The 19,914-nt window shown below is 55.9% G+C and carries 26 protein-coding genes; 17 read left to right on the top strand and 9 right to left on the bottom strand.

The features are described 5' to 3' along the window. The first annotated feature begins 10 nt into the window (after window positions 1-10). Window positions 11-967, top strand: coding sequence for a diaminopimelate epimerase (gene dapF / locus L6762_RS08555; protein ID WP_237186843.1), 957 nt, complete (start codon window positions 11-13; stop codon window positions 965-967). After that, window positions 968-1,609 (top strand): class I SAM-dependent methyltransferase, encoded by a 642-nt coding sequence (locus L6762_RS08550; protein WP_237186842.1) that lies wholly within the window; start codon window positions 968-970, stop codon window positions 1,607-1,609. Here L6762_RS08550 and L6762_RS08545 read toward each other — a convergent pair. Beyond that, on the bottom strand, window positions 1,586-2,191 hold the full coding sequence (locus L6762_RS08545) for a class I SAM-dependent methyltransferase (protein ID WP_237186841.1): 606 nt from the start codon (window positions 2,189-2,191) through the stop codon (window positions 1,586-1,588). The two genes, L6762_RS08550 and L6762_RS08545, sit on opposite strands and share 24 nt — an antisense overlap. 87 nt (window positions 2,192-2,278) lie before the next feature. Between L6762_RS08545 and hflX the strand changes: the two genes are divergently transcribed. Both hflX and L6762_RS08535 read left to right on the top strand, forming a co-directional pair. Then, window positions 2,279-3,883 (top strand): GTPase HflX, encoded by a 1,605-nt coding sequence (hflX, locus tag L6762_RS08540; protein WP_237186840.1) that lies wholly within the window; start codon window positions 2,279-2,281, stop codon window positions 3,881-3,883. Beyond that, window positions 3,880-5,916: an ATP-dependent DNA helicase gene (locus L6762_RS08535; protein WP_237186839.1), complete on the top strand. Its 2,037-nt coding sequence runs from the start codon at window positions 3,880-3,882 to the stop codon at window positions 5,914-5,916. The genes hflX and L6762_RS08535 overlap by 4 nt, the downstream gene beginning before the upstream one ends. An 18-nt stretch (window positions 5,917-5,934) precedes the next feature. Here L6762_RS08535 and lexA read toward each other — a convergent pair whose 3' ends face one another. After that, window positions 5,935-6,651, bottom strand: a complete 717-nt coding sequence (gene lexA, locus L6762_RS08530) for a transcriptional repressor LexA (RefSeq protein ID WP_185173259.1) — start codon at window positions 6,649-6,651, stop codon at window positions 5,935-5,937. A 218-nt stretch (window positions 6,652-6,869) separates the two neighbouring features. Between lexA and L6762_RS08525 the strand changes: the two genes are divergently transcribed. From L6762_RS08525 to L6762_RS08495, 7 genes are all read left to right on the top strand, one after another. Further along, window positions 6,870-7,472 carry a LysM peptidoglycan-binding domain-containing protein gene (locus L6762_RS08525; RefSeq protein ID WP_237186838.1) on the top strand — a complete coding sequence of 201 codons (603 nt, stop codon included), beginning with the start codon at window positions 6,870-6,872 and terminating at the stop codon, window positions 7,470-7,472. A 75-nt stretch (window positions 7,473-7,547) separates the two neighbouring features. Then, window positions 7,548-8,657, top strand: coding sequence for a histidinol-phosphate transaminase (locus tag L6762_RS08520; RefSeq protein ID WP_237186837.1), 1,110 nt, complete (start codon window positions 7,548-7,550; stop codon window positions 8,655-8,657). A 54-nt stretch (window positions 8,658-8,711) separates the two neighbouring features. Beyond that, on the top strand, window positions 8,712-9,344 hold the full coding sequence (hisB, locus tag L6762_RS08515) for an imidazoleglycerol-phosphate dehydratase HisB (RefSeq protein ID WP_237186836.1): 633 nt from the start codon (window positions 8,712-8,714) through the stop codon (window positions 9,342-9,344). Then, entirely contained in the window at window positions 9,344-10,024 is a 681-nt protein-coding gene (gene hisH, locus L6762_RS08510) for an imidazole glycerol phosphate synthase subunit HisH (protein WP_237186835.1), read from the top strand. The genes hisB and hisH overlap by 1 nt, the downstream gene beginning before the upstream one ends. Window positions 10,025-10,027: 3 nt before the next feature. After that, entirely contained in the window at window positions 10,028-10,198 is a 171-nt protein-coding gene (locus L6762_RS08505) for a hypothetical protein (protein WP_167752239.1), read from the top strand. 53 nt (window positions 10,199-10,251) lie between these two features. Further along, entirely contained in the window at window positions 10,252-10,983 is a 732-nt protein-coding gene (gene priA, locus L6762_RS08500) for a bifunctional 1-(5-phosphoribosyl)-5-((5-phosphoribosylamino)methylideneamino)imidazole-4-carboxamide isomerase/phosphoribosylanthranilate isomerase PriA (protein ID WP_237186834.1), read from the top strand. Then, window positions 10,983-11,903 carry an SseB family protein gene (locus tag L6762_RS08495; RefSeq protein ID WP_237186833.1) on the top strand — a complete coding sequence of 307 codons (921 nt, stop codon included), beginning with the start codon at window positions 10,983-10,985 and terminating at the stop codon, window positions 11,901-11,903. Before priA ends, L6762_RS08495 begins: the two co-directional genes overlap by 1 nt. On the opposite strand, the gene L6762_RS08490 is transcribed toward L6762_RS08495, so the two are convergent. Further along, a complete protein-coding gene (locus L6762_RS08490) occupies window positions 11,900-12,319 on the bottom strand; it encodes a DUF1844 domain-containing protein (protein WP_237186832.1) in 420 nt (139 codons plus the stop codon). The two genes, L6762_RS08495 and L6762_RS08490, sit on opposite strands and share 4 nt — an antisense overlap. 367 nt (window positions 12,320-12,686) lie before the next feature. Here L6762_RS08490 and infC point away from each other — a divergent pair, with 367 nt between their 5' ends. The 3 genes from infC (at window position 12,687) to rplT (ending at window position 14,234) form a co-directional block, all read left to right on the top strand. After that, a complete protein-coding gene (gene infC, locus L6762_RS08485) occupies window positions 12,687-13,337 on the top strand; it encodes a translation initiation factor IF-3 (RefSeq protein ID WP_083093583.1) in 651 nt (216 codons plus the stop codon). Between the two features lie 204 nt (window positions 13,338-13,541). After that, window positions 13,542-13,736 (top strand): 50S ribosomal protein L35, encoded by a 195-nt coding sequence (gene rpmI / locus L6762_RS08480; protein WP_135011425.1) that lies wholly within the window; start codon window positions 13,542-13,544, stop codon window positions 13,734-13,736. Window positions 13,737-13,850: 114 nt separating this feature from the next. Then, window positions 13,851-14,234 carry a 50S ribosomal protein L20 gene (rplT, locus tag L6762_RS08475; protein WP_135011424.1) on the top strand — a complete coding sequence of 128 codons (384 nt, stop codon included), beginning with the start codon at window positions 13,851-13,853 and terminating at the stop codon, window positions 14,232-14,234. A 422-nt stretch (window positions 14,235-14,656) separates the two neighbouring features. Here the strand turns inward: rplT and L6762_RS08470 are convergent, their stop codons facing one another. The 6 genes from L6762_RS08470 to L6762_RS08445 form a co-directional block, all read right to left on the bottom strand. Further along, window positions 14,657-15,022 (bottom strand): GNAT family N-acetyltransferase, encoded by a 366-nt coding sequence (locus tag L6762_RS08470; RefSeq protein WP_237186831.1) that lies wholly within the window; start codon window positions 15,020-15,022, stop codon window positions 14,657-14,659. 90 nt (window positions 15,023-15,112) lie between these two features. Continuing rightward, complete coding sequence (locus tag L6762_RS08465; protein ID WP_272878698.1) at window positions 15,113-15,211, bottom strand: type II toxin-antitoxin system RelE family toxin; 99 nt, start codon at window positions 15,209-15,211, stop codon at window positions 15,113-15,115. After that, window positions 15,212-15,370, bottom strand: a complete 159-nt coding sequence (locus L6762_RS08460; RefSeq protein ID WP_237186830.1) for a type II toxin-antitoxin system RelE family toxin — start codon at window positions 15,368-15,370, stop codon at window positions 15,212-15,214. A gap of 79 nt (window positions 15,371-15,449) precedes the next feature. Next, window positions 15,450-15,725, bottom strand: a complete 276-nt coding sequence (locus L6762_RS08455; protein WP_237186829.1) for a type II toxin-antitoxin system YafQ family toxin — start codon at window positions 15,723-15,725, stop codon at window positions 15,450-15,452. Beyond that, window positions 15,722-15,994 carry a type II toxin-antitoxin system RelB/DinJ family antitoxin gene (locus L6762_RS08450; RefSeq protein ID WP_237186828.1) on the bottom strand — a complete coding sequence of 91 codons (273 nt, stop codon included), beginning with the start codon at window positions 15,992-15,994 and terminating at the stop codon, window positions 15,722-15,724. Before L6762_RS08450 ends, L6762_RS08455 begins: the two co-directional genes overlap by 4 nt. A 243-nt stretch (window positions 15,995-16,237) precedes the next feature. Continuing rightward, a complete protein-coding gene (locus L6762_RS08445; protein WP_237186827.1) occupies window positions 16,238-16,459 on the bottom strand; it encodes a hypothetical protein in 222 nt (73 codons plus the stop codon). A gap of 506 nt (window positions 16,460-16,965) precedes the next feature. Here L6762_RS08445 and L6762_RS08440 point away from each other — a divergent pair. From L6762_RS08440 to L6762_RS08430, 3 genes are read left to right on the top strand one after another with little or no spacing between them, the layout of a single operon-like run. Beyond that, window positions 16,966-17,853, top strand: a complete 888-nt coding sequence (locus L6762_RS08440; RefSeq protein ID WP_237186826.1) for a sce7726 family protein — start codon at window positions 16,966-16,968, stop codon at window positions 17,851-17,853. A 1-nt stretch (window position 17,854) separates the two neighbouring features. After that, window positions 17,855-18,808, top strand: coding sequence for a sce7725 family protein (locus L6762_RS08435; protein ID WP_237186825.1), 954 nt, complete (start codon window positions 17,855-17,857; stop codon window positions 18,806-18,808). An 8-nt stretch (window positions 18,809-18,816) separates the two neighbouring features. Further along, entirely contained in the window at window positions 18,817-19,890 is a 1,074-nt protein-coding gene (locus L6762_RS08430; RefSeq protein ID WP_237186824.1) for an RES domain-containing protein, read from the top strand. Window positions 19,891-19,914 lie beyond the last annotated feature (24 nt).

The following is a 19,914-nucleotide window of genomic DNA, read 5'->3' as shown; positions in this document are numbered from 1 at the left end:
GGCAAAACCCGTGGCAACCCACACCGTAGAAACCCCCGTCTGGGGCGATTTGACCGGCAAGACCCTCACCAAGGGGCAGGCAACCGGCAACGACTTCATCTTCGTCACCGACCCCGAAGCTAGGCTCGACCTACCGGCTGAGCTCATTGCCAAGGTGACCGACCGCCACTTCGGCATCGGCGCCGACGGCTTTATCCGCGCGGTCAAGACCGAGCACCTGGATTTTGCCTCCCACCTGCTGGAAGAGGCCCCCGAAGCTATCTGGTTCATGGACTACCGCAACGGCGACGGCTCAATCGCCGAGATGTGCGGTAACGGGGTACGTGCCTTTGTTGACTACCTGCTGACCGAGAAACTGGTTGAGCTCGAAGAGGGCGGACGCCTGCTCATCGCCACCCGCGCCGGTATCAAGGCCGTGGGCCGCACCGAAGACGGCTACGCCATCGACATGGGCCCCTGGGGCTTCATCAACGGTGACATGGCCCGCGATAACGGCACCGACGCCCAGGTGACCGCCAAGGGCCTACGCACTCCCCGCGGGGCCCTGTCCATCACCATGGGCAACCCCCATACCGTCGTCATGCTGGGCACCGACGGAAAACTTGACGGGCTGAACCTGCACGAGGCCCCCAAGGTTTCACCCAACCCGCCTGAAGGCACCAACGTAGAGTTCGTCGTCCCCGAAGAAATCTCAGCAGAGGACGGCGACCCCGCCACCGAAAATATCGGCTCAATTCGCATGCGCGTGCACGAACGCGGCGTCGGCGAAACCCTCTCCTGCGGTACCGGCGCTTGCGCCGCCGCAGCCGCTACCCGTTTCTGGGGTGGTGAGGACGCCCCCGACGAGTGGCTGGTCCGCGTACCCGGTGGAACCCTCGCCGTCACCTTCGTGCTGGGCCCCGACAACCTCGAACACGTTGTCCTGGCAGGCCCTGCCGCTATGACCGGCAAGGTGCTGCTGGGCTAAATGACTGAAAACGTAGAAAACAACCGGGAACTCTGGAACGAGATTTACTCAGAGCGGGAACAGATGTGGTCGGGCAAGCCCAACGCCTCACTCGTTACCCTGATTGGAGACCGCGCTCCCGGCTCCGTCCTTGACCTTGGCTGCGGCGAAGGCGGGGATGTGCTCTGGCTGGCAGCCCGCGGCTGGCAGGCTACCGGCATCGATATTTCGGACGTCGCGGTAGGGCGCGCTCGCGCCCGCGCGGCAGCCGAAGGGTTGGACGCCAGCTTTATCGACGCTGACCTTACCGACTGGTCCACCGACCAGCGTTTTGACCTGATTGTCACGAGCTTCTTGCAGTCCTACGCTGACTTTGACCGTCTACCCCTGCTTGCAGCGGCCCTGGATCTGCTGAAGCCCGGTGGAGAGCTCATATCGGTAGCGCACGCAGGTGCCCCCTCCTTCGCTGACCCCGAGGACGCCCGCAAACACAAGGCCCGCATGGTCAAGGCGGCAGAAGAGGCCCGGGCCCTTGCTCAGGGCCGGGACGATATTGAAATCGTGCTAGCCGAAGAATGGAATCGGGATATCACCTCACCCGAGGGTGAGCCCGCAACCATTCCAGACGCGGTGATGGTGCTACGCCGGGCGGTGCACCTCTAGAATGCGGAAGCCCTTCGAGGTAGCGTAGCGGGCTACCTCTAGGTCGGGGAAAGTCTCAGCCAGCCACTTCTGTAGGGAATCTGAGCCCAGGTTTTTCTGCACGACCAGGTAGGCGGTACCGCCGGGGGCCAGGCGGGGGAGCCAGGTGCGCATGATGCCGTGTAGAACGTCCTTGCCCACGCGAATGGGCGGGTTAGACCAGATGGTATCGAAGGTCAGCGACTCATCGAGGGCATCGGGGGCAGCTACCGTCACGTTGGTGAGACCCAGGCGCTCAGCGTTCATCTCGGTGAGCTGGGCGGAGCGGGAGTTCACCTCGACCCCGTAGACCTCAGCATCAGGCGCTGCCATCGCCAGGGTCAGGGTAATCGGGCCCCACCCGCACCCGATATCGAGCATGCGCGCCCCCTGCGGGGCGGGGGCCTCATCGAGGAGAATACGGGTTCCCTTATCAACCCCACCCGGGCTAAAGATGCCGGAAGCGGTCAGAACCTGCACCCGGCGTCCGCCCAGCTCAACAGTCACAGGCTGGGGCGAAAAATCGCCGGTGGGGTTTTCAGAAAAATAGTGCGCGCTACTCATAGACGTTCATTCTACGCTAAGCCCCTGCCCTTACCGCCCCGGAAAAGCTAGAATAGAAGGACGCCTCAACCCACCTCGAAAGGTACTATGACCGAGACTTCAACCCCCAGCAATGACCCCAAACTTCCCTCAGATGAACAGCTGAGACGTACAGTAGACCGCGTGCTGGGGCGGGCACAGGGCAACGGTAGTGTGCTCGATGAGAGGGCCCGCGAACTCTCTAATAACCAGCGCGAACACTCTGAATACGATGGTGACCAGCAGGACCTTGAAGAGCGCCGAGCCCTGCGCCGAGTGGCCGGCCTATCGACCGAACTCGATGACGTCACCGAAGTTGAATACCGCCAGCTGCGCCTTGAACGCGTTGTGCTGGCAGGTGTTTGGTCTGAGGGCACCCTGGAAGAAGCTGAAAATTCCCTGCGTGAGCTGGCCGCTCTAGCCGAGACTGCGGGTTCTGAGGTTTTGGACGGCCTGGTGCAGCGCCGCCTCAAGCCCGACCCGGGCACCTACTTGGGCTCAGGCAAGGTACTTGAACTCAAAGACATCGTTGAAGCTTCCGGCGCTGATACCGTGATTGTGGACGCCGAACTGGCCCCCTCCCAGCGCCGAGCCATTGAAGATATCGTCAAGGTCAAGGTCATTGACCGGACCGCCCTGATTCTTGATATCTTCGCCCAGCACGCTAAGTCGCGTGAAGGTAAGGCCCAGGTTGAGCTGGCCCAGCTCGAATACATGCTGCCGCGTCTGCGCGGCTGGGGTGCCTCGCTGTCCCGTCAGGCTGGTGGCCGTGCCGCCGGTGGTGAAGGTATCGGTTCCCGCGGCCCCGGTGAAACCAAAATCGAAATGGACCGCCGCCGCCTACGCGCCCGCATGGCCAAGCTCAAGCGAGAGATCGCGGCCATGGCTCCTGCCCGCGAAACCAAGCGCCTGAACCGCAAGCGTAACCGGGTGCCGTCCGTAGCTATTGCCGGTTACACCAACGCCGGTAAGTCCTCCCTGCTCAACCGCCTCACCGACGCCGGCGTGCTGGTCGAGAACGCCCTCTTTGCGACCCTCGACCCCACCGTACGCAAGGCCCAGACTCCGGACGGCGTGGGCTACACCCTATCTGACACCGTCGGTTTCGTGCGCGCCCTGCCCACCCAGCTGGTGGAGGCATTCCGCTCTACCCTTGAGGAAGTTGCCGACGCTGATGTGATCGTTCACGTTGTGGATGTCTCCCACCCCGACCCCGAGGGGCAGATTCACTCCGTCCGCCAGGTGATTACCGAGGTCGATGCCCAAAACATCCCCGAAATCATCGTGCTCAACAAGGCAGATGCGGCCGACCCCTTCGTCATTGAGCGTCTGCGGCAGAAGGAACCCAACCACGTTGTGGTCTCGGCTCGCACCGGTGAGGGAATTGAGGAGCTACAGCAGAAGATTGCGGACACCATTCCCCGCCCCTCGATTGAGCTCAACCTGCTGGTACCCTTCTCAGCAGGTGGCGTGGTGTCCCGTCTGCACGAGTGGGACGCCGAGATCCTGCGTACTGCCTTTGTGCAAGACGGTACCTATGTGCAGGCCCTGGTCCGCGAAGAAGTAGCCTCTGACCTCGCTGAGTACGTGCTCGAAGAAGACCTTCTTGAGGTACTGCAACCTGAAATCGACGAAGCTATCGCCTCAGGGGCAGTAGAGACCCAGCGCGCATGAACGACCACGTCACCGCACCCACCGGGCAGGAGCTAGAGACCCTGCCCGGAGCCAAACCCGTCCTACAGCTCCTCGACACCGTCGTGGAGCGTTCCGGCGGCCAGAAGCGCGACGGCCAGCGTACTATGGCAGCCCACGTAGCCCGCGCCCTCGACACCGAAAAACACCTGCTGGTGCAGGCTGGCACCGGCACCGGTAAGTCCCTGGGCTACCTGGTACCTGCCATTCACGCTGCCCAAACAGCAGAAAAACCTATCGTGGTGGCTACCGCAACCCTGGCCCTGCAATCGCAGATTGTTAATCGCGATATTCCGCGCCTGCTGGAATCTCTGGGTGATGAACCCGAGCACGAAACCGACGTCGCTATTCTCAAGGGCCGCAACAACTACGTCTGCCTGCACAAGCTTGAAGGCGGCTACCCCGAGGACGATGGCGACGCCCTCTTCGATATGGACGCCGCTACCGGCGCCACCGGCCCCTCCGGAAAACTGGGGGAAGAGGTGGTGCGCCTTCGCGAATGGGCACAAACCACCGACACCGGCGACCGTGACGAGCTGCTGCCAGGCGTGAGCGATAAGGCATGGCGGCAGGTAGCCGTCACCGCCTCAGAGTGCCTGGGCAAAAAGTGCCCCCTGGTCGAAGAATGTTTCAGCGAGATGGCCCGAACCAGGGCTGCTGAATCAGATATCGTCATTACCAACCACGCCCTTCTCGCTATCAACGCCTTTGAGGGTGCTGCGGTGCTGCCCGACCACGACATCGCCATCATCGACGAGGCCCACGAACTGGCTGACCGCGTCACCGGCGCCGTCACCGGGGCACTATCACCGGCCGCTATTACCAAGGTTGCCCGCAGCCTCAAGCGGCACACGGACGCTGATCACAAGGCACTCGAACAGGCAGCGCTCGCCCTTGACGACTCTCTCAATGGGGTACCCGCTGAGATGATGCCCAAGGGCTTGCCTGACCGGGTTGCCGCTGCCATGGAACGCGTGCGCGATGCGGCGCGTCAGGCCCTCACCGATACGAAGAGCGGGGACAAGGACGGCGACGCCGGCCGCCAGATGGCGCGTGCCGCCCTGACCGAGGTGCACGAAACCTCAGAAAAGATGCTGACCGCTGACCCGCTCTATCAGGTTATTTGGGTTTCTCGTATCGGCTCCTGGGAGCCCGGTAGGGGGTATGTGGCGGCAGCTGACGATGACCCCGCTACCCTGAACATTGCACCTATCTCGGTTGCCGGTTATCTGCGAGAAGGTCTTTTCGAAAACCGCACCGTGGTGCTGACGTCTGCGACGCTGACGGTGGGAGAAAGTTTTGATGCCGCCGCTGGTGCCCTGGGGCTGATGGGTAAGGACGCTCCGCGCTGGGACGGTATCGATGTGGGGTCTCCCTTTAACTACCCCAAACAGGGCGTGCTGTATCTAGCCTCTGACCTGCCTAAACCTGGGCGGGGAGTTTCGGTAGAGCAGCTGGACCGTATCGTTGAGCTTGTGACCGCTTCGGGTGGCGGCGCACTGGGGCTCTTTTCCTCTAAGCGCGGAGCTGAGCTGGCTGCCGAGTACGTGCGAGAGCGCACCGACCTGAACATTCTTCTGCAGGGAGAGTCGTCTCTGCGCGCCCTGGTGCAGGAGTTCACCGAGGACACCGATTCCTGCCTTTTCGGCACCATGAGTCTCTGGCAGGGCGTGGACGTTCCTGGCGACTCCTGCCGCTTGGTCATGATGGACCGTATCCCCTTCCCCCGCCCCGACGATCCGCTGTCGCAGGCTCGCACCCGGGCGGTAGCAGCTGCTGGCGGTAACGGCTTTATGGCTGTTTCTGCCTACCACGCGGCGGTACGCATGGCCCAGGGCGCCGGCCGCCTGGTGCGGTCGGTCGGTGACAGGGGAGTTGTGGCCGTCCTTGACTCCCGCATCGCTACTCAGCGATACGGCTCTTACCTGGTGAAATCCCTTCCACCCTTCTGGACAACAACCCGCAAGGACGTTGTACTAGGAGCGCTTGAGCGCCTCAAACAGTCAATCGACTAGTGAGAGACTAGACCACCGTTAGAGACTGCGCAGTACGGAGACGACCTTACCCATGATGGTGGCTTTATCGCCCAGAATGGGCTCGTACTGGGTGTTCTGGGGCAGCAGCCAGGTGTGACCATCGCGCTGGCGGAAGGTCTTAACGGTGGCCTCGTCATCGAGCAGGGCCGCGACGATGTCACCGTTCTGGGCGGTGTTCTGGGCACGCACTACGACCCAGTCGCCATCGCAGATTGCAGCATCGACCATGGAGTCGCCCTTGACTCGCAGCATAAAGAGGTCACCCTGACCTACGAGCTGGCGGGGGAGCGTCATGACGTCTTCAATTGCCTGCTCAGCGGCAATGGGTGAGCCCGCAGCAATACGGCCCACCAGGGGAACGGTAGCGAGGTTATCGTCGGTCTGCGCGAAGGTGGGCACAATCGGCAGCGTGATGACGCTGGTTTCAGGCTTTGCTTCTTCAGGGGAGGTCTCGCCGGTGAGAACCTCAATGGCGCGAGGACGCTTGGGGTCACGCCTAATATAGCCCATCTCTTCGAGGCGAGAGAGCTGGTGGGTAACAGATGAGAGTGAAGCGAGACCAACGAGGTCACCGATTTCACGCATAGACGGCGGGTAGCCGTGCTCATCAATAGCGCTGGAAATGGCGCTCAAAATTTTTTTCTGGCGGGCAGTGAGGGGGCGAGAGCCCTTGTGGGGCGGGCTTGCCGGAGTCTGCGGAGTTCGTTCGCTCACGGTATCTCGTCTCTGTTGGTTCTTAAAATGTCAGCCACCCGGTGTTCACTATCAAGTGGTCTTCTAAGACTATGTCAAGCAAACAGGTTATTCAAACATTTGTTCTAATTTTTCTCGACTATGTTCGATTTTTCTGATAGAACATAGATACGAAGAAATTTTAGAACAAAGATTCGACTTTTGGTTGAATGTTTGAGCGTGAATCAGGAGAAAGACTTATGAGCACCATCGCCTTGCCCGAGTTTATGGCTCGTACTTCTTTGAAGAAGCCCCTTGATCAGGCTGCTACTTTTACCGTCCGTCAGCACCCGCAGGTGCCCGCATCGGCCGGGGCACTGCGGCAACCCCAGTACCGCATTCGTTTTGCGGCACCTGTGTCTGCGCGTCCCGCACCTGTAGCTCCCTTGCGGAATCTGCCTTCCCACCCTGCTGCTTCTACCCCGGCTCAGCGGCCTAGCGCGGTAGTAGAACCGTCTCAGAAAGCGAAGACGGGGCGTGGGAAAATCCGTTTGACCCGCCGGGGGCGCCTGGTTTTTAGGGGCCTGCCTCTACTCACCCTCGTGGCTCTTGTGGTTCTCGGTGCCCTGACTTTCCTTGCACCCGGCGAAGCTAAGAGTGCCACTGTCGAACCTGTTGTTCCGGTTAGCCAAACGGTCACCGTTGTGCACGGCGATACTCTCTGGACCATCGCAGCAGATGTGGCACCCGGTGAAGATAATCGCGACGTCATCAATCGCATCATGCAGATTAACGACCTCACCAGCGCACAGCTGGTTCCCGGTCAGGTTCTTGAGGTACCTGTCTACACTCAGTCACAGTAAGAAAAAGAGCGGTACCCTATGCCAGACTGCGAAACAAGAATGCAGCGTACGGGGCTAGGTCGCTACACTAGGGGAGTGACCGAAACTACCACAGCACTCGAAGCCCTGCCCCTGCGCGAAGATTTGCGGGGCCGTTCACCCTACGGCGCACCCATGATTGATGTTCCGGTAACCCTCAACGTTAACGAGAACACCCACCCCATGCCGCAAGAAGTTATCGATGCCATCACGCGCGATGTAGCAGAGGCCGCCGTAACCCTGAATCGCTACCCCGACCGCGAGTTCGATACCCTCAGAGCGGAACTCGCAGACTACCTGGGGCACGGTCTGACCCCCGAAAACATCTGGGCAGCTAACGGCTCCAATGAGATTCTCCAGCAACTCATGCAGGTCTTTGGAGGCCCCGGGCGCTCGGTCATGAGCTTCGTGCCCACCTACTCTATGTACCCCCTGCTGGCAGACGGCACCAATACCGCTTTCATCGCGGGTACCCGCGCAGCCGACTACTCCCTCACCGCAGCTTCAGCAGTTGAACAGATTGAAGAGCACAAGCCTTCTATCGTTATTCTCTGCTCACCCAATAACCCCACCGGCACCGGCCTGGGGCTAGACGTTATCGAAGCGGTCTACGACGCGGTGGCAGCCTACAACGGTATCGTCGTGGTCGATGAGGCCTACGCAGAGTTTGCCCAAGACCGCACCCAGAATGCTCTCACCCTACTTCCCGGCCGCCCTAACCTGGTTGTCTCTCGCACCATGAGCAAGGCCTTCGCACTTGCAGGTGCCCGCTTGGGCTACTTTGCAGCAGATCCCGCTGTTGCCGATGCCGTCCGCCTGGTTCGCCTGCCCTACCACCTCTCAGCCGTCACCCAGGCAACCGCGATTGCAGCCCTGCGCCACCGCACCCAGCTGCTGGCCAACGTCGACGACATCCGCGCCCAGCGCGACCGCATCGTGGAACACCTCACCGGCCTGGGGCTAGAACCGGCTGTATCGGATTCTAACTTTGTGTTCTTCGGCGGGCTCAAGGACGAAAAAGCTGCCTGGAACTACCTGCTAGAACGCGGCGTCCTGGTGCGCGATAACGGAATCCCCGGCTACCTGCGCGTCACCGCCGGAACCGAAGCCGAGACCAGCGCCTTCTTAGACCACCTCACCGACTACGTGCAAACTTTCGAGCGCTAAGCGCAGCGCGTAGCCCCATCAATATCGGCAGACACCTTAGAAAAAGAGACAGACATGGCAGTACCTACTGAATCATCCACCGGCATCGGCCCCCGTATTGCAAAGATGGAGCGGGCAACCAGCGAGTCGTCCGTCAGCGTCGAAATTAACCTCGACGGCACCGGCATATCAGACATCGACACCGGTGTGCCCTTCTACGACCACATGCTCACCGCTTTGTCTAAGCACTCCCTGATTGATATGACCATCAAGTGCTCTGGCGATACCCACATCGATGTGCACCACACTGTTGAAGATACCGGCATCGTGCTGGGCGAGGTGCTCCGCCAGGCACTGGGCGATAAGGCAGGCATCCGCCGCTTCGGTACTGCCACCGTACCCCTCGATGAAGCTCTGGCCTCTGCCGTGGTCGATATTTCTGGCCGTCCCTACCTGGTCCACACCGGCGAGCCCGAAGGCTTCGAATACCACCTCATCGGTGGGCACTTCACCGGGTCAATGGTGCGCCACGTCTTTGAGGCTTTCGCCTATCACGCCGGTATCTGCCTGCACATCACCCTGCTGGGCGGGCGCGACCCCCACCATATCGCTGAAGCCCAGTTCAAGGCTCTCGCCCGTGCCCTGCGTCAGGCAGTAGAGCCCGACCCCCGTCACGCCGGTATTCCCTCGACCAAGGGAGCTCTCTAATGAGCGAAGCTGTACAGCAGAAGCCCACCGTCACCGTTCTTGACTACGGGGCAGGGAACGTGCGCTCAGCCGTCCGCGCCCTTGAAGAAGCCGGCGCCCGAGTGGTGCTGTCCCGCAAGGAGTCAGACGTTCTGGGCGCAGACGGCCTGGTCGTGCCTGGCGTGGGTGCTTTCAAGGCCGTGATGGACGGGCTCAAAGAGGCGGACGCTATCCGCATGATTGGCAGGCGCGTTGCGGGCGGACGCCCCGTACTCGGCATCTGCGTAGGCCTACAGGTCATGTTCGAAAAAGGCGTTGAGCACGGAGTTGAAGCCGATGGCCTGGGCGAGTGGCCCGGCACCGTCGAAAAGCTCAAAGCCGAGGTCGTGCCCCACATGGGATGGAATACCGTCCGCGCACCTGAAGGGTCCACGCTCTTCGCCGGTATCGAGAACGAACGCTTCTACTTTGTGCACTCCTACGGGGTGCAAGAATGGACCTTCGACCAGAACAACGAAGCCATGCTGCCTCCCCAGGTCACCTGGGCTAACCACGGCGGCGACTTCATCGCGGCGGTCGAAAACGGGCCCCTAGCTGCCACCCAGTTCCACCCCGAAAAGTCGGGTGAGGCCGGCATCCGCCTGCTCAAGAACTGGATCAGTTCCCTGCCCGTAACCGGGCGTCTAGACGGGGTGAAGTAGGATATGTCAGCTACAACGTCCGGGCTACTGCTCATGACCGTAGGCATGATGTTCATCGGCGGAGCCTACTCCTTCTACAAGCAAAAAATTACCTGGGTGGCCCAGCTTGTACTGCTGCTGGTGGGCCTAGCCTTTGCCGGGTACGGCCTGTACGTCGTGATGAACTACAGCTAGCTCGCTACCCCATAGACCTAGATTTTTACCGTCCTACTCCCAAGGAGAGAACAATGACTGATCGTCTCGAACTGCTGCCCGCGGTCGACGTAGCCAACGGCCAGGCCGTGCGCCTGGTACAGGGCGAAGCCGGATCGGAAACCAACTACGGTTCCCCCGTCGAAGCTGCCCTAGAGTGGCAGAACGCCGGTGCTGAGTGGCTGCACCTGGTCGACCTCGACGCTGCCTTTGGCCGCGGCGACAACATTGAGATTCTGACCGAGGTAGCTCAGGAACTTTCCATCAAGATTGAGATGTCGGGCGGCATCCGCGACGACGAATCTCTGGAACGGGCCCTGTCGCTCAACCCCGCCCGCATCAACCTGGGCACCGCTGCCCTCGAAAACCCCGAGTGGACCCGCAAGGTCATCGCCGAGCACGGCGATGTTATCGCTGTTGGGCTGGATGTCCGCGGGGACGTACTGGCCGCCCGCGGCTGGACCAAAGAAGGCGGCAACCTCTGGGAGGTTCTCGACCGCCTGAACGATGACGGCTGCGCCCGCTACGTCGTCACCGACGTCACCAAGGACGGCACCCTGCAGGGCCCCAACCTGGAACTTCTGCGCAAGGTCGCTGAACGCACCGACAAGCCGGTGGTCGCCTCTGGCGGTATCGCCACCCTGGACGACATCGCCGCCCTGCGCACCATGGTGCCCCACGGAGTTGAGGGCGCTATCACCGGCAAGGCCCTCTACGCCGGCAAGTTTACCCTCGCCCAGGCACTCGACGTCGCAGGTCGACCCTAGTGACAGACTTTTCAGATCGCGTGCACCGCGCCCACACCCACGGACACGGCAACCCCGGAGACCCCAGCGCACCCCGCCGGGAACTCCCCGCACATATTGCTGCCCAGCTGGCGTCCGCCGGCCAAAAAACCGATACCGGCGGGCAGCCCTGGGAAGGACGCAACCTGGGGGAAGGCACCAGCCACACCCACAAGTTCCCCGGCGACGACGGCAGAACCGACCCCGCCCTGCAAAAAGTTCTCGATGCTTTTGCCGCGGGCGAAGTCGATGAAGTCGCCGTGGTCGATGCCCTGCGCTCCGTGCGTATCTTTGCCCCGGTCGTAGCCCAGCTATCTCAAGCAGAAATCACCGAGCACGGCCTGGTATCAGACAAAGAATCGGATATGGCGCTGGTGAGTATCCAGGGTCCGGACGGACGCCGCGCCCTCCCCGTTTTCACCAATGTAGACGCCCTCACCGCCTGGCACGACCTAGCCCGCCCAGTTGCCGCAGACATGCGGAAAACCGCCCTATCAGCCGTTGAAGACGAGAACCAGCTGATTGTGGTAAACCCCGGCGCCGACCTCACCTTCGTCGTGCGCCGCCCAGCTTTCTGGGCAATCGCCAAGGGAGAAGAATGGGTGCCCTCCTACCGCAACCCCCGGGTCGCCGAAGAGCTCAGCAACATTGCAGCGCCCCTGTCTGCCGTGGTTGCGGTTGAAGCAGGCCCCGGCACCGGTGTGTACTCGCAGACCGCGAGCGGACGCGTACTGGCAGGTGGTGGGCACGGGCCAGAGCTGAAAATCATGCTCAAACTCCGCCCCGGCCTCACCCAGGAACAGGTCAACCAGACCGTGCAGACCTTCCAGCAGGGGCTCGCCCTCAACCAGGTCATTGCCGAGCAGGCTGACTCAGTGCAGATCGCTTTGGCCTCAGCCTAGAAAACCGGCCCGGTGAACTTTTCGCCGGGCCCCTTGCCGGGGGCGTCCGGGTAGGGGGAAGCCTCACGGAAGGCCAGCTGGAGGGAACGCAGGCCGTCACGCAGGGGAGCGGCGTGCTGGGAACCAATCTCGGGCGCCGCAGCGGTAACGAAACCTGCCAGGGCGGTAATCAGCTTGCGGGCCTCATCAAGATCTTTGAGGTCTTCGGCGTTCTCTTCAGCAGCCAGGCCGCACTTGACGGCAGCGGCGCTCATCAGGTGAACAGCAGCGGTCGTAATGACCTCAACGGCGGGAACCTCAGCGATATCGCGCATCTGGGCGTTAACTTCTTCAACCTGCTCGGCAGTCAGACCATCGGGTAGCGCCTCGCCCTGCTTAGCGGAATCTTCAAAACGGTAGCTAGTTTCGTTGCTCATGGTTACTAGAATCTCACACCAACCCCACCGAGCGTGAATCGCCCGTCACACTCAACCCGACCGCCGGCGTCCGCCCCAAGAAAAACAGCCAAAACCCTTGAAAAACCGCCCCTAACCCAGTAATGTTAAGAGCTGTTTGCAAGTGGAACTTAAGTTCCCACCCGCTGCCGCCAAATCTGGTGACCGGGTCAGCCCCAGGCTCCCGCAAGGGAAACCTTCGAAGGCTCATAGCGCCGACTACCGGCGTCCGCGCCTTCAGCCTGGGTAGGTAACTGAAGCCTCCGCTTGCTAGCCGCAACCGGGGGCTTTTTCGCCCCCACAGAAATTCACGGGGGACACCCCCACCACAAGCAACAGGAGCTTTGTCATTAGCGATCCACGCATCAACGACCGCATTCGCGTTCCGGAAGTTCGACTCGTCGGCCCCGGCGGTGAACAGGTCGGTATTGTCCGCGTAGAAGATGCACTGCGTCTTGCTCAGGAGTCTGACCTTGACCTGGTTGAGGTTGCCCCTAACGCTAAGCCGCCTGTGTGCAAGCTTATGGACTTCGGTAAGTACAAGTACGAAGCCGCAGTCAAGGCACGTGAATCTCGAAAGAAGCAGGTCAATGCTTCTTTGAAGGAAATCCGTTTCCGCCTCAAGATTGATACCCATGACTACGAAACCAAGGTAGGGCACGCACGTCGTTTCCTGGCTGGCGGTGACAAGGTCAAGGCTATGATTCAGTTCCGTGGTCGTGAACAGCAGCGCCCCGAGATGGGTGTGCGACTGCTTGAACGCATGGCGAACGACCTGACCGAGGTTGGCACCGTAGAGTCCAACCCTCGCGTTGATGGTCGCAACATGGTGATGGTTCTTGCCCCGCTGCGCGGCAAGCAGGAAGCCCGCCGTGAGAGCCAGAAGTCAGGTGGCCGCAAGGGTCGCGAACGCGTCAACACCACCGAGGCAACCCCTGTAACTAACTCCCTGGCAGATGCAATGCCCGAGGAGCTCAAGGCACAGGCGTCAGCCGAATAGGAGCTGTTTAGACAACCAGGCGCGAGCTCGTGTAGGGTTTCGTGCTTGGTCGTCGTTCGCTCTACCGCTGTTTTTATTGAAAGATAAGGGCACCGGTGAGCGGGCAGAACACCCTTAAAACTTCCCCGCCCGCCGGGGACGTTGAGTTTTTCAGTTCCTCACCCCGTAACCGGGGCGAGGGTAGAACGTAAGGAGAATCGGCTCATGCCGAAGCAGAAGACCCACTCTGGTGCTAAGAAGCGCTTCAAGCTCACCGGTACTGGCAAGGTTAAGCGCCAGCAGGCCAACCGCCGCCACTACCTCGAGCACAAGTCCTCCCGTCTGACCCGTCGTCTGGCTTCTGACCAGATCGTAACCGGCGGTCAGGCTAAGGTCATCAAGAAGATGCTGGGCAAGTAAGCTCCTTCTTTTTGAAGCTTCGCCCCGAAAGGGCGCACCAAAAGTAGATATTTTCTCTCCTGCACCAGCGCTAGAGTTTTTAGCTGGGTAGGACATAGACGTTAGGAGACACACGTGGCACGTGTGAAGCGCGCGGTTAACGCGCACAAGAAGCGCCGAGTAATCCTTGATCGTGCATCAGGCTACCGTGGCCAGCGTTCACGCCTTTACCGTAAGGCTAAGGAACAGGTCACTCACTCACTGGTATACAGCTACGACCACCGTCGTAAGAAGAAGGGCGACTTCCGTCGTCTGTGGATTCAGCGTATCAACGCAGCTGCACGCGCTGAGGGCCTGACCTACAACCGCTTCATCCAGGGCCTGAAGGCTGCTGAGGTTGAGGTTGACCGTCGTATGCTGGCTGAGCTGGCTGTTAACGAGCCTGCTGCTTTCTCAGCTCTGGTTGAAATCGCTAAGAACAACCTGCCTGAGGACACTTCAGCTCCCAAGGCTGCCTAAGTCTTTTTAGGTTTGTCTTGCCCCATCTAAGTGGTGGGGTGCGGACGCCGCCTCCCGCTTTCCTGCCACCTGGCAGGGCAGCGAGGGGCGGCGTCCTTTTTGTTGTGGTCTTACTGGGGCTGGAGCCTCGGGCTGGAGCTGGAGCACCGGGCCGGGGTGTCGGGCGGGAGCGCCTTGAGCGCCCACCAGACTCTCGCAGTGACTACTCCTATGATGGGCGCAGCGAGAGTCTGGTGGACAGTCAGATTTTGAGCGGGGATGGATGAGCGGCTATGTGTCGGCCGCGGCGCAAGGTTGCTGTCTTTATGACAGTGTTCGGAGCATCACCCCGTCCTTTTCACGGCCTGCTACAGGGACGAAGCCCTCAGCTAGGTAGAGGTTGCGGGCGAAGTTATCGGCTTCTACAGAGAGGCTCATCTGGTTCAAGTTCCTGGTGGCAGCTTCTGAAATGATGGCATGTAGAAGCACTCGGCCAGACCACGGCCGCGGTGCTCTTCTGATACCCAGAGGCTGACTTCGGGGATTGTTTCGTCGATGTAACCGTAACCGGGGTCGTCCGCTGACAAGTAGAGGGCCCAGACTACCCCAGCCGGTTCTTCATCGTGGTATGCGGCGATACCAAAATCGCCGCGTGCTGGTTTGCAACGGGTGTAGTGGGAAAATTCAGGACGGGTGCGGACGTCCGTGAGCGTGAAACGCGGCCCACACCAGTTCATGGTTCCCAGAGTCGCTTGTTCGAGCAGGGGAGTATCTTCTGCGCTGAGCGCGCGATAAGTGTATGTTGGCATGATTTCAAGGGTAGATATTTGGAGCTAGATCTTGTGCATGGGGTCTTAGAGCAATTTCTTTTTCTTGGCTGGGAAGGAAATACTGTTATCTTATCTGTAGACTTCTCGTTTATGCCCTAGTTTGAGCACTAATATGACTAGTTCCCCGTGTTCTACTTCGTAGATAATTCTGTAATTTCCTGTGCGGATTCAGAGTTCACCGGTACCGCCCTTGAGCTGAATTGCTCCCTGAGGGTAGGGGTTGCTCTGCAGGGCTTCTATTGCTGTGATTATTTGTCGGGCTATCTGCCGATCCAGCTTCTTGAGGGTTTTGGCTGCGGTAGGGGGATAGGTGATGGTGTAGGGCATGGACGTCAGCTACAAGTCGAGTTCCTTTATTGTCCTTGTGCGGACGGTAGCGGGGCGGACTAGATACCGGAATTAGTACTCAAAAGAGGTCTGAATGGCTACCTGTATTGAGCAAGATGAGAACCAGCTGATCTTCAACGTGTTCATATATAAGTAGCCAGTCTGGTTCGATATGGCACTCGCGAGTATCGGCGTAGTTTCCAGTGAGCGCGTGGTCTTTGTGTTTTGCGCTGAGTTGCTTGCCCTCGGCGAGAACCTCAACAATATCCGTGAGTTTCTGAAGGTCTTTTCCACGCTTTTTAGCGGTTTTTAGACCTTTTTTGAAAGCATTAGTAGTGATGATTTCGTATCTCATAGTTCGTTAATGAGAGATTTGAACTCCTCGATTGACCTAATCCGGGGAGTGTTTGGGTCCTGGGCGAGCCGACGTCCTTCTTCGATGGCAGCAATGGTTGTCGCATTGGGGTAGGGGCGCCCAACGGTGAAAGGTATTCTTCCTTCGCGAAGGGCCTGCTTCATGAACATGTTGATTGCTGTAGACATGTTTAGTCCTAGCTCGTTGAAGAGTTCCTCTGCCTGGCGTTTAGTCTCCTCGTCGGTTCTAACGCTAATGGTGGTGCTCATAGTCGCTCCTTTCTTGCATTTGTGCGACATAGTTCTACATTAGCAGGGATACATCAATGTTTGAAGAGTTATCAGGTTCGAGGAAATAGGTGAATAAAAAGCAAATACGAGATGGTCGAGGCGCTTGGGCCATGGTGTGCTGGGGGCCTGCTTACGCAAAAGCCCACCCTGCTTTCGTCCTAGTGCGGACGGCAGCGAGGTGGGCTTCTGCGCTACCTGAAGCCGCAGGTGGGGTGGGGGCTGCTACTTAACCCAGGTGATGACCTCTTCGGCGGGCTTGCGGGTCTGGGGCCAGGGCAGCTCTTCGGTGCGGTAACCAAGGGCCAGCATGGTAACGATGCCTTCGGTTTCGAGGATGTAGGTGATGTCGTCGTCGCTGATTTTCTTCTCGGTGTCGAAGAACTTGATGGCACGACGGCGGTGGGCGGCGTCAAGGACGAGCTGCTTGATGTCTTGGTTCTGCATGGGGCATTCCTTACCGTTGGGTTTATAGTGCTTATCTACTCAACATCTGGAGTATTTAGTTTATTCCGGATTGTAAGTGGAATACGAAGCTTATTTGCCAAGCTAATGATAGTCATGCACTGCAGGCTTGCTATTTTTAAGAGATACATGAAACATTAAATGATCCCTTAACTAAGAGGCTTATTCATAAGGGGTTCCGCAGGCTCACGCTCGCTGCCGACCCTCTCGCCTGGTTCGCTTTGCTCTCAAGGGCGATTTACGCCCCGCCTAGCGGCGGATTCCGTTCGCTCTTACGTGCTGTCGCACCCGCTCACTTCATCCGAGCCAGCAGCTTCGCTGTTAGCCTGCTCCACCTACCCTAATGAATAAGTCTCTAAGCAGATGCTCAAAAGAAGGCTACTGGGATAATTTCTATCAAGCATCCATACTAAAAATTGCAATTTGTATTTTTGAAAACTATCGTGTATAATGTTTAGATTGATAAATTTTTCATTTGGGACATAGGTATGGAGAAAAAAACATTACTCGAGTTGAGTAGAGTATTTTCATCCTCAATTATTAGTGAGCTCAAAAGTTCGAGCAGGTCAGAAAGACTTGCCTCTCTTTTTATGTCTCTAGATCCAGTAGTGGGCTATAGCTCCAGTGCAGAAAAAATATCAGATATTTTTGAAACTTCATATAATTTACTCAGAAAAACAGGCAATAGAGATGAATACATTTATAAGAATGCTTTAATTATTAAGCAACTGCTTGGACGTCATAGTCTTAGCACTTCGACCGCGGTTAAAGAAATGCGTTCAAGAAACTCTAAAGCTGATGTTGTAATTTTCAATGGAACTTCAACAGCATATGAAATTAAATCGGAACGAGATAATTTTGAAAGACTTGCTAGTCAGCTTGAAGACTACAGAAGTACATTTGCGGCCGTTAACGTTGTAATCCCTACGAGTTGTATAGATGCAATATTAGACTTGGTACCTGAAGACGTAGGTGTTCTTGCGTTAAGTCAGCGTTATACTATTCAAACAATTCGGAAGTCTCAAATAAACCCATCTAGAATTGATAAAATTTCTTTGTTTAATACACTTAGAACAGCTGAGATTGAAGCAATTCTAACAAAAATCAATCCATTAATCGATATTAATATCCCTAATACTCTAAAAAGAAAAGCATATCTAGAGGACTGGAATCGAGAACCAGTTGAGAAGTTACATGCAGAGAGTGTAAAAACTTTGATAAATTCTAGGTCATGCATAAAAAATATAGATTTGATTAATCAACTACCTCACTCATTGAAAGCTGTAGGTATTGGTGATATTATGTCAGTTAAAGAAACAAATAATTTGTTGAAGTCGCTTAATAGCCCAATAAATCAGATATACCAATGGAGGTAATATGTATTATCCGTTTATGAGGGGGAAACAATTTGAGCTTCTAGCTTTACGAGATATATCGACTAGCTTCGAGGACCATAAGAAAGAACTAATTCACCCCATTATCGAACCAGTTAAAGAAAATCTTAACAGTTTGACGAGAGCGCTGCAGGCATTATCTAAATCACAAATTGAATCGTTTGTTATCATTAATCCAACTGTTGGATACTATCAAAAAGATAAGACTAGCCTTCTCGACTATCTGTGTAAATCGCATATCCGTGATATCTATCCGGCTGTTTATTTAACTACAGGTACATCTAACGATCAAATCGAATATTACCTGAATTCATTAGCCTCTTTTGACAAGATTTGTTTAATCCATTCTGGGTTTCCAGATTCTGAATTTATACTTAATCAGATTAGTAAAAGTGGCAAAGAATTTATTAATATATTCTTTCATAAGCACTCTTCAGCTATTTATAGAAATAAGTTCAGAGAATATGGTAAAAGAGTTTTAATTGACGATTATTTTGCAGCCGAAGAAAAAAATTCGGACTACCAAAAGCAAAGTTTTTTTACCGATATCCATTTACTTTTTAAAAATGAGTACAATTTGGATGGGTTCGGTGATTTCCAAACTATTGGGAGCAGGTACTCTGAATCGGGTGGACCAGCATATGCGGTAGCATTACATTTCAGCTACATAGACGCTGAAGGCGATAAAGAGATTTTTGTAAGGCACTACGTATCTGATACGAATCATACTCCAGCTGACCCTGCTAGCAAATTTGCAGAAGCCCTGGAAAAATTTTTTATTGACTATGAAGCAAATCCTGGTTTATTTTATGAGACTCAAGCAATAGTCGAATTTAAAAAATTAAAACAAAATGGGCATTTTCCAGGTCTAGGGTACATAAAAAAACTCTCAATTAAACATCATTTGGAGACGGTTGTTAATTTTTTGGGTAACTAGGGTGGCAAATGGGGAAAATAAATTTTAGAATTTGTGCTGAATGCTTTACTGACAAATATATTAGTGAAGTTATTTTTAACAATAAAAATCCATTTACTGGTAAATGTGATGCGTGTGGCTCAGATTCTAAGCTAGTTGCTGATTCGGAAAACTTTGTTGATGAGTTTGAACAGCTTCTAGAGATGTATACGGATAGCATCGATGAAGACGTAGCAGCAAACGCACTTTCAATAGCCGATAGGCTAAAAGAGGATTGGGGTTTATTCTCAAATAAGTCCCCAATTACAGTTGAAACTATACTAGAAAGAATAACGGGAGATTCATTTTCTGGAAAAAAATTTATTGTAGATGGTGATATAAATTCTCAACCAGTTAGTAGCATTTGGTCTGATTTTAAAGAAAAAATAAAACATGAGAATCGTTGGTTTTTTGAAAAACCTTTCGATGATTCTGTGATGAAGAATTTGTTTACGTTACTACTTGAGGAGCGACTCGTCAACAGTGAATGGTATCGCAGTCGAATCCATGATGAAGACTGTATTCTTCAACCAAGTGAGATGGGCCCACCGCCAAGCAGTGTATCTACGCACGGTAGGGCTAATCCGGCTGGAATCTCATATTTGTATGTAGCCTCTGATATAGCAACTGCTATTTCTGAAACTCGGCCCCATCCAGGCCAATACGCTAGTATCGCTAAGATTAAGTTTAGAAATATTGGTAATAACTTTGTTGACCTTAGAAATCCAGTGGATGATTTGTCACCTTTTGGGATAATGGACACTGTAGAAAATGCTGATCTCAAAGATTACTATTTGAGCGCTAAGCTCTTAGAAGTATTTTCAGCAGAGTTGAATCTCCCAATTGTTCCCTCAAAAAGTGGCTTTGATTATACTCCAACTCAATATATCTGTGAATTTATAAAATCGCTAAACTATGACGGTGTAATTTATAAATCTTCTCTTGGGGATGGTACTGGTTTCAATTTGGTATCCTTTAAATCGGCTGATGATGAGTATGTTATTGAGCAGACCATGTTGCACAATGTTGGATCAGTTAAAGTGCAATCAAAAATGATTGATTAATAATAAATGTGTGGCTATTATGAT

This window comes from Rothia nasimurium, from assembly GCF_928381705.1.
Lineage (GTDB): Bacteria > Actinomycetota > Actinomycetes > Actinomycetales > Micrococcaceae > Rothia > Rothia nasimurium_G.
The sequence above is the reverse complement of the archived record's forward strand: the minus strand, read 5'-3'. Positions and strand labels throughout refer to the sequence as shown.

What these genes read in the sequence shown, in the direction of transcription:
- L6762_RS08550 (WP_237186842.1), top strand. Translation starts at nt 968, where the DNA reads ATGACTGAAAACGTAGAAAACAACCGGGAACTCTGGAACGAGATTTAC.
- L6762_RS08545 (WP_237186841.1), bottom strand. Translation starts at nt 2,191, where the DNA reads ATGAGTAGCGCGCACTATTTTTCTGAAAACCCCACCGGCGATTTTTCG.
- hflX (WP_237186840.1), top strand. Translation starts at nt 2,279, where the DNA reads ATGACCGAGACTTCAACCCCCAGCAATGACCCCAAACTTCCCTCAGAT.
- L6762_RS08535 (WP_237186839.1), top strand. Translation starts at nt 3,880, where the DNA reads ATGAACGACCACGTCACCGCACCCACCGGGCAGGAGCTAGAGACCCTG.
- L6762_RS08525 (WP_237186838.1), top strand. Translation starts at nt 6,870, where the DNA reads ATGAGCACCATCGCCTTGCCCGAGTTTATGGCTCGTACTTCTTTGAAG.
- hisB (WP_237186836.1), top strand. Translation starts at nt 8,712, where the DNA reads ATGGCAGTACCTACTGAATCATCCACCGGCATCGGCCCCCGTATTGCA.
- hisH (WP_237186835.1), top strand. Translation starts at nt 9,344, where the DNA reads ATGAGCGAAGCTGTACAGCAGAAGCCCACCGTCACCGTTCTTGACTAC.
- L6762_RS08505 (WP_167752239.1), top strand. Translation starts at nt 10,028, where the DNA reads ATGTCAGCTACAACGTCCGGGCTACTGCTCATGACCGTAGGCATGATG.
- priA (WP_237186834.1), top strand. Translation starts at nt 10,252, where the DNA reads ATGACTGATCGTCTCGAACTGCTGCCCGCGGTCGACGTAGCCAACGGC.
- L6762_RS08490 (WP_237186832.1), bottom strand. Translation starts at nt 12,319, where the DNA reads ATGAGCAACGAAACTAGCTACCGTTTTGAAGATTCCGCTAAGCAGGGC.
- rpmI (WP_135011425.1), top strand. Translation starts at nt 13,542, where the DNA reads ATGCCGAAGCAGAAGACCCACTCTGGTGCTAAGAAGCGCTTCAAGCTC.
- L6762_RS08470 (WP_237186831.1), bottom strand. Translation starts at nt 15,022, where the DNA reads ATGCCAACATACACTTATCGCGCGCTCAGCGCAGAAGATACTCCCCTG.
- L6762_RS08460 (WP_237186830.1), bottom strand. Translation starts at nt 15,370, where the DNA reads ATGCCCTACACCATCACCTATCCCCCTACCGCAGCCAAAACCCTCAAG.
- L6762_RS08455 (WP_237186829.1), bottom strand. Translation starts at nt 15,725, where the DNA reads ATGAGATACGAAATCATCACTACTAATGCTTTCAAAAAAGGTCTAAAA.
- L6762_RS08450 (WP_237186828.1), bottom strand. Translation starts at nt 15,994, where the DNA reads ATGAGCACCACCATTAGCGTTAGAACCGACGAGGAGACTAAACGCCAG.
- L6762_RS08445 (WP_237186827.1), bottom strand. Translation starts at nt 16,459, where the DNA reads ATGCAGAACCAAGACATCAAGCAGCTCGTCCTTGACGCCGCCCACCGC.
- L6762_RS08440 (WP_237186826.1), top strand. Translation starts at nt 16,966, where the DNA reads ATGGAGAAAAAAACATTACTCGAGTTGAGTAGAGTATTTTCATCCTCA.
- L6762_RS08435 (WP_237186825.1), top strand. Translation starts at nt 17,855, where the DNA reads ATGTATTATCCGTTTATGAGGGGGAAACAATTTGAGCTTCTAGCTTTA.
- L6762_RS08430 (WP_237186824.1), top strand. Translation starts at nt 18,817, where the DNA reads ATGGGGAAAATAAATTTTAGAATTTGTGCTGAATGCTTTACTGACAAA.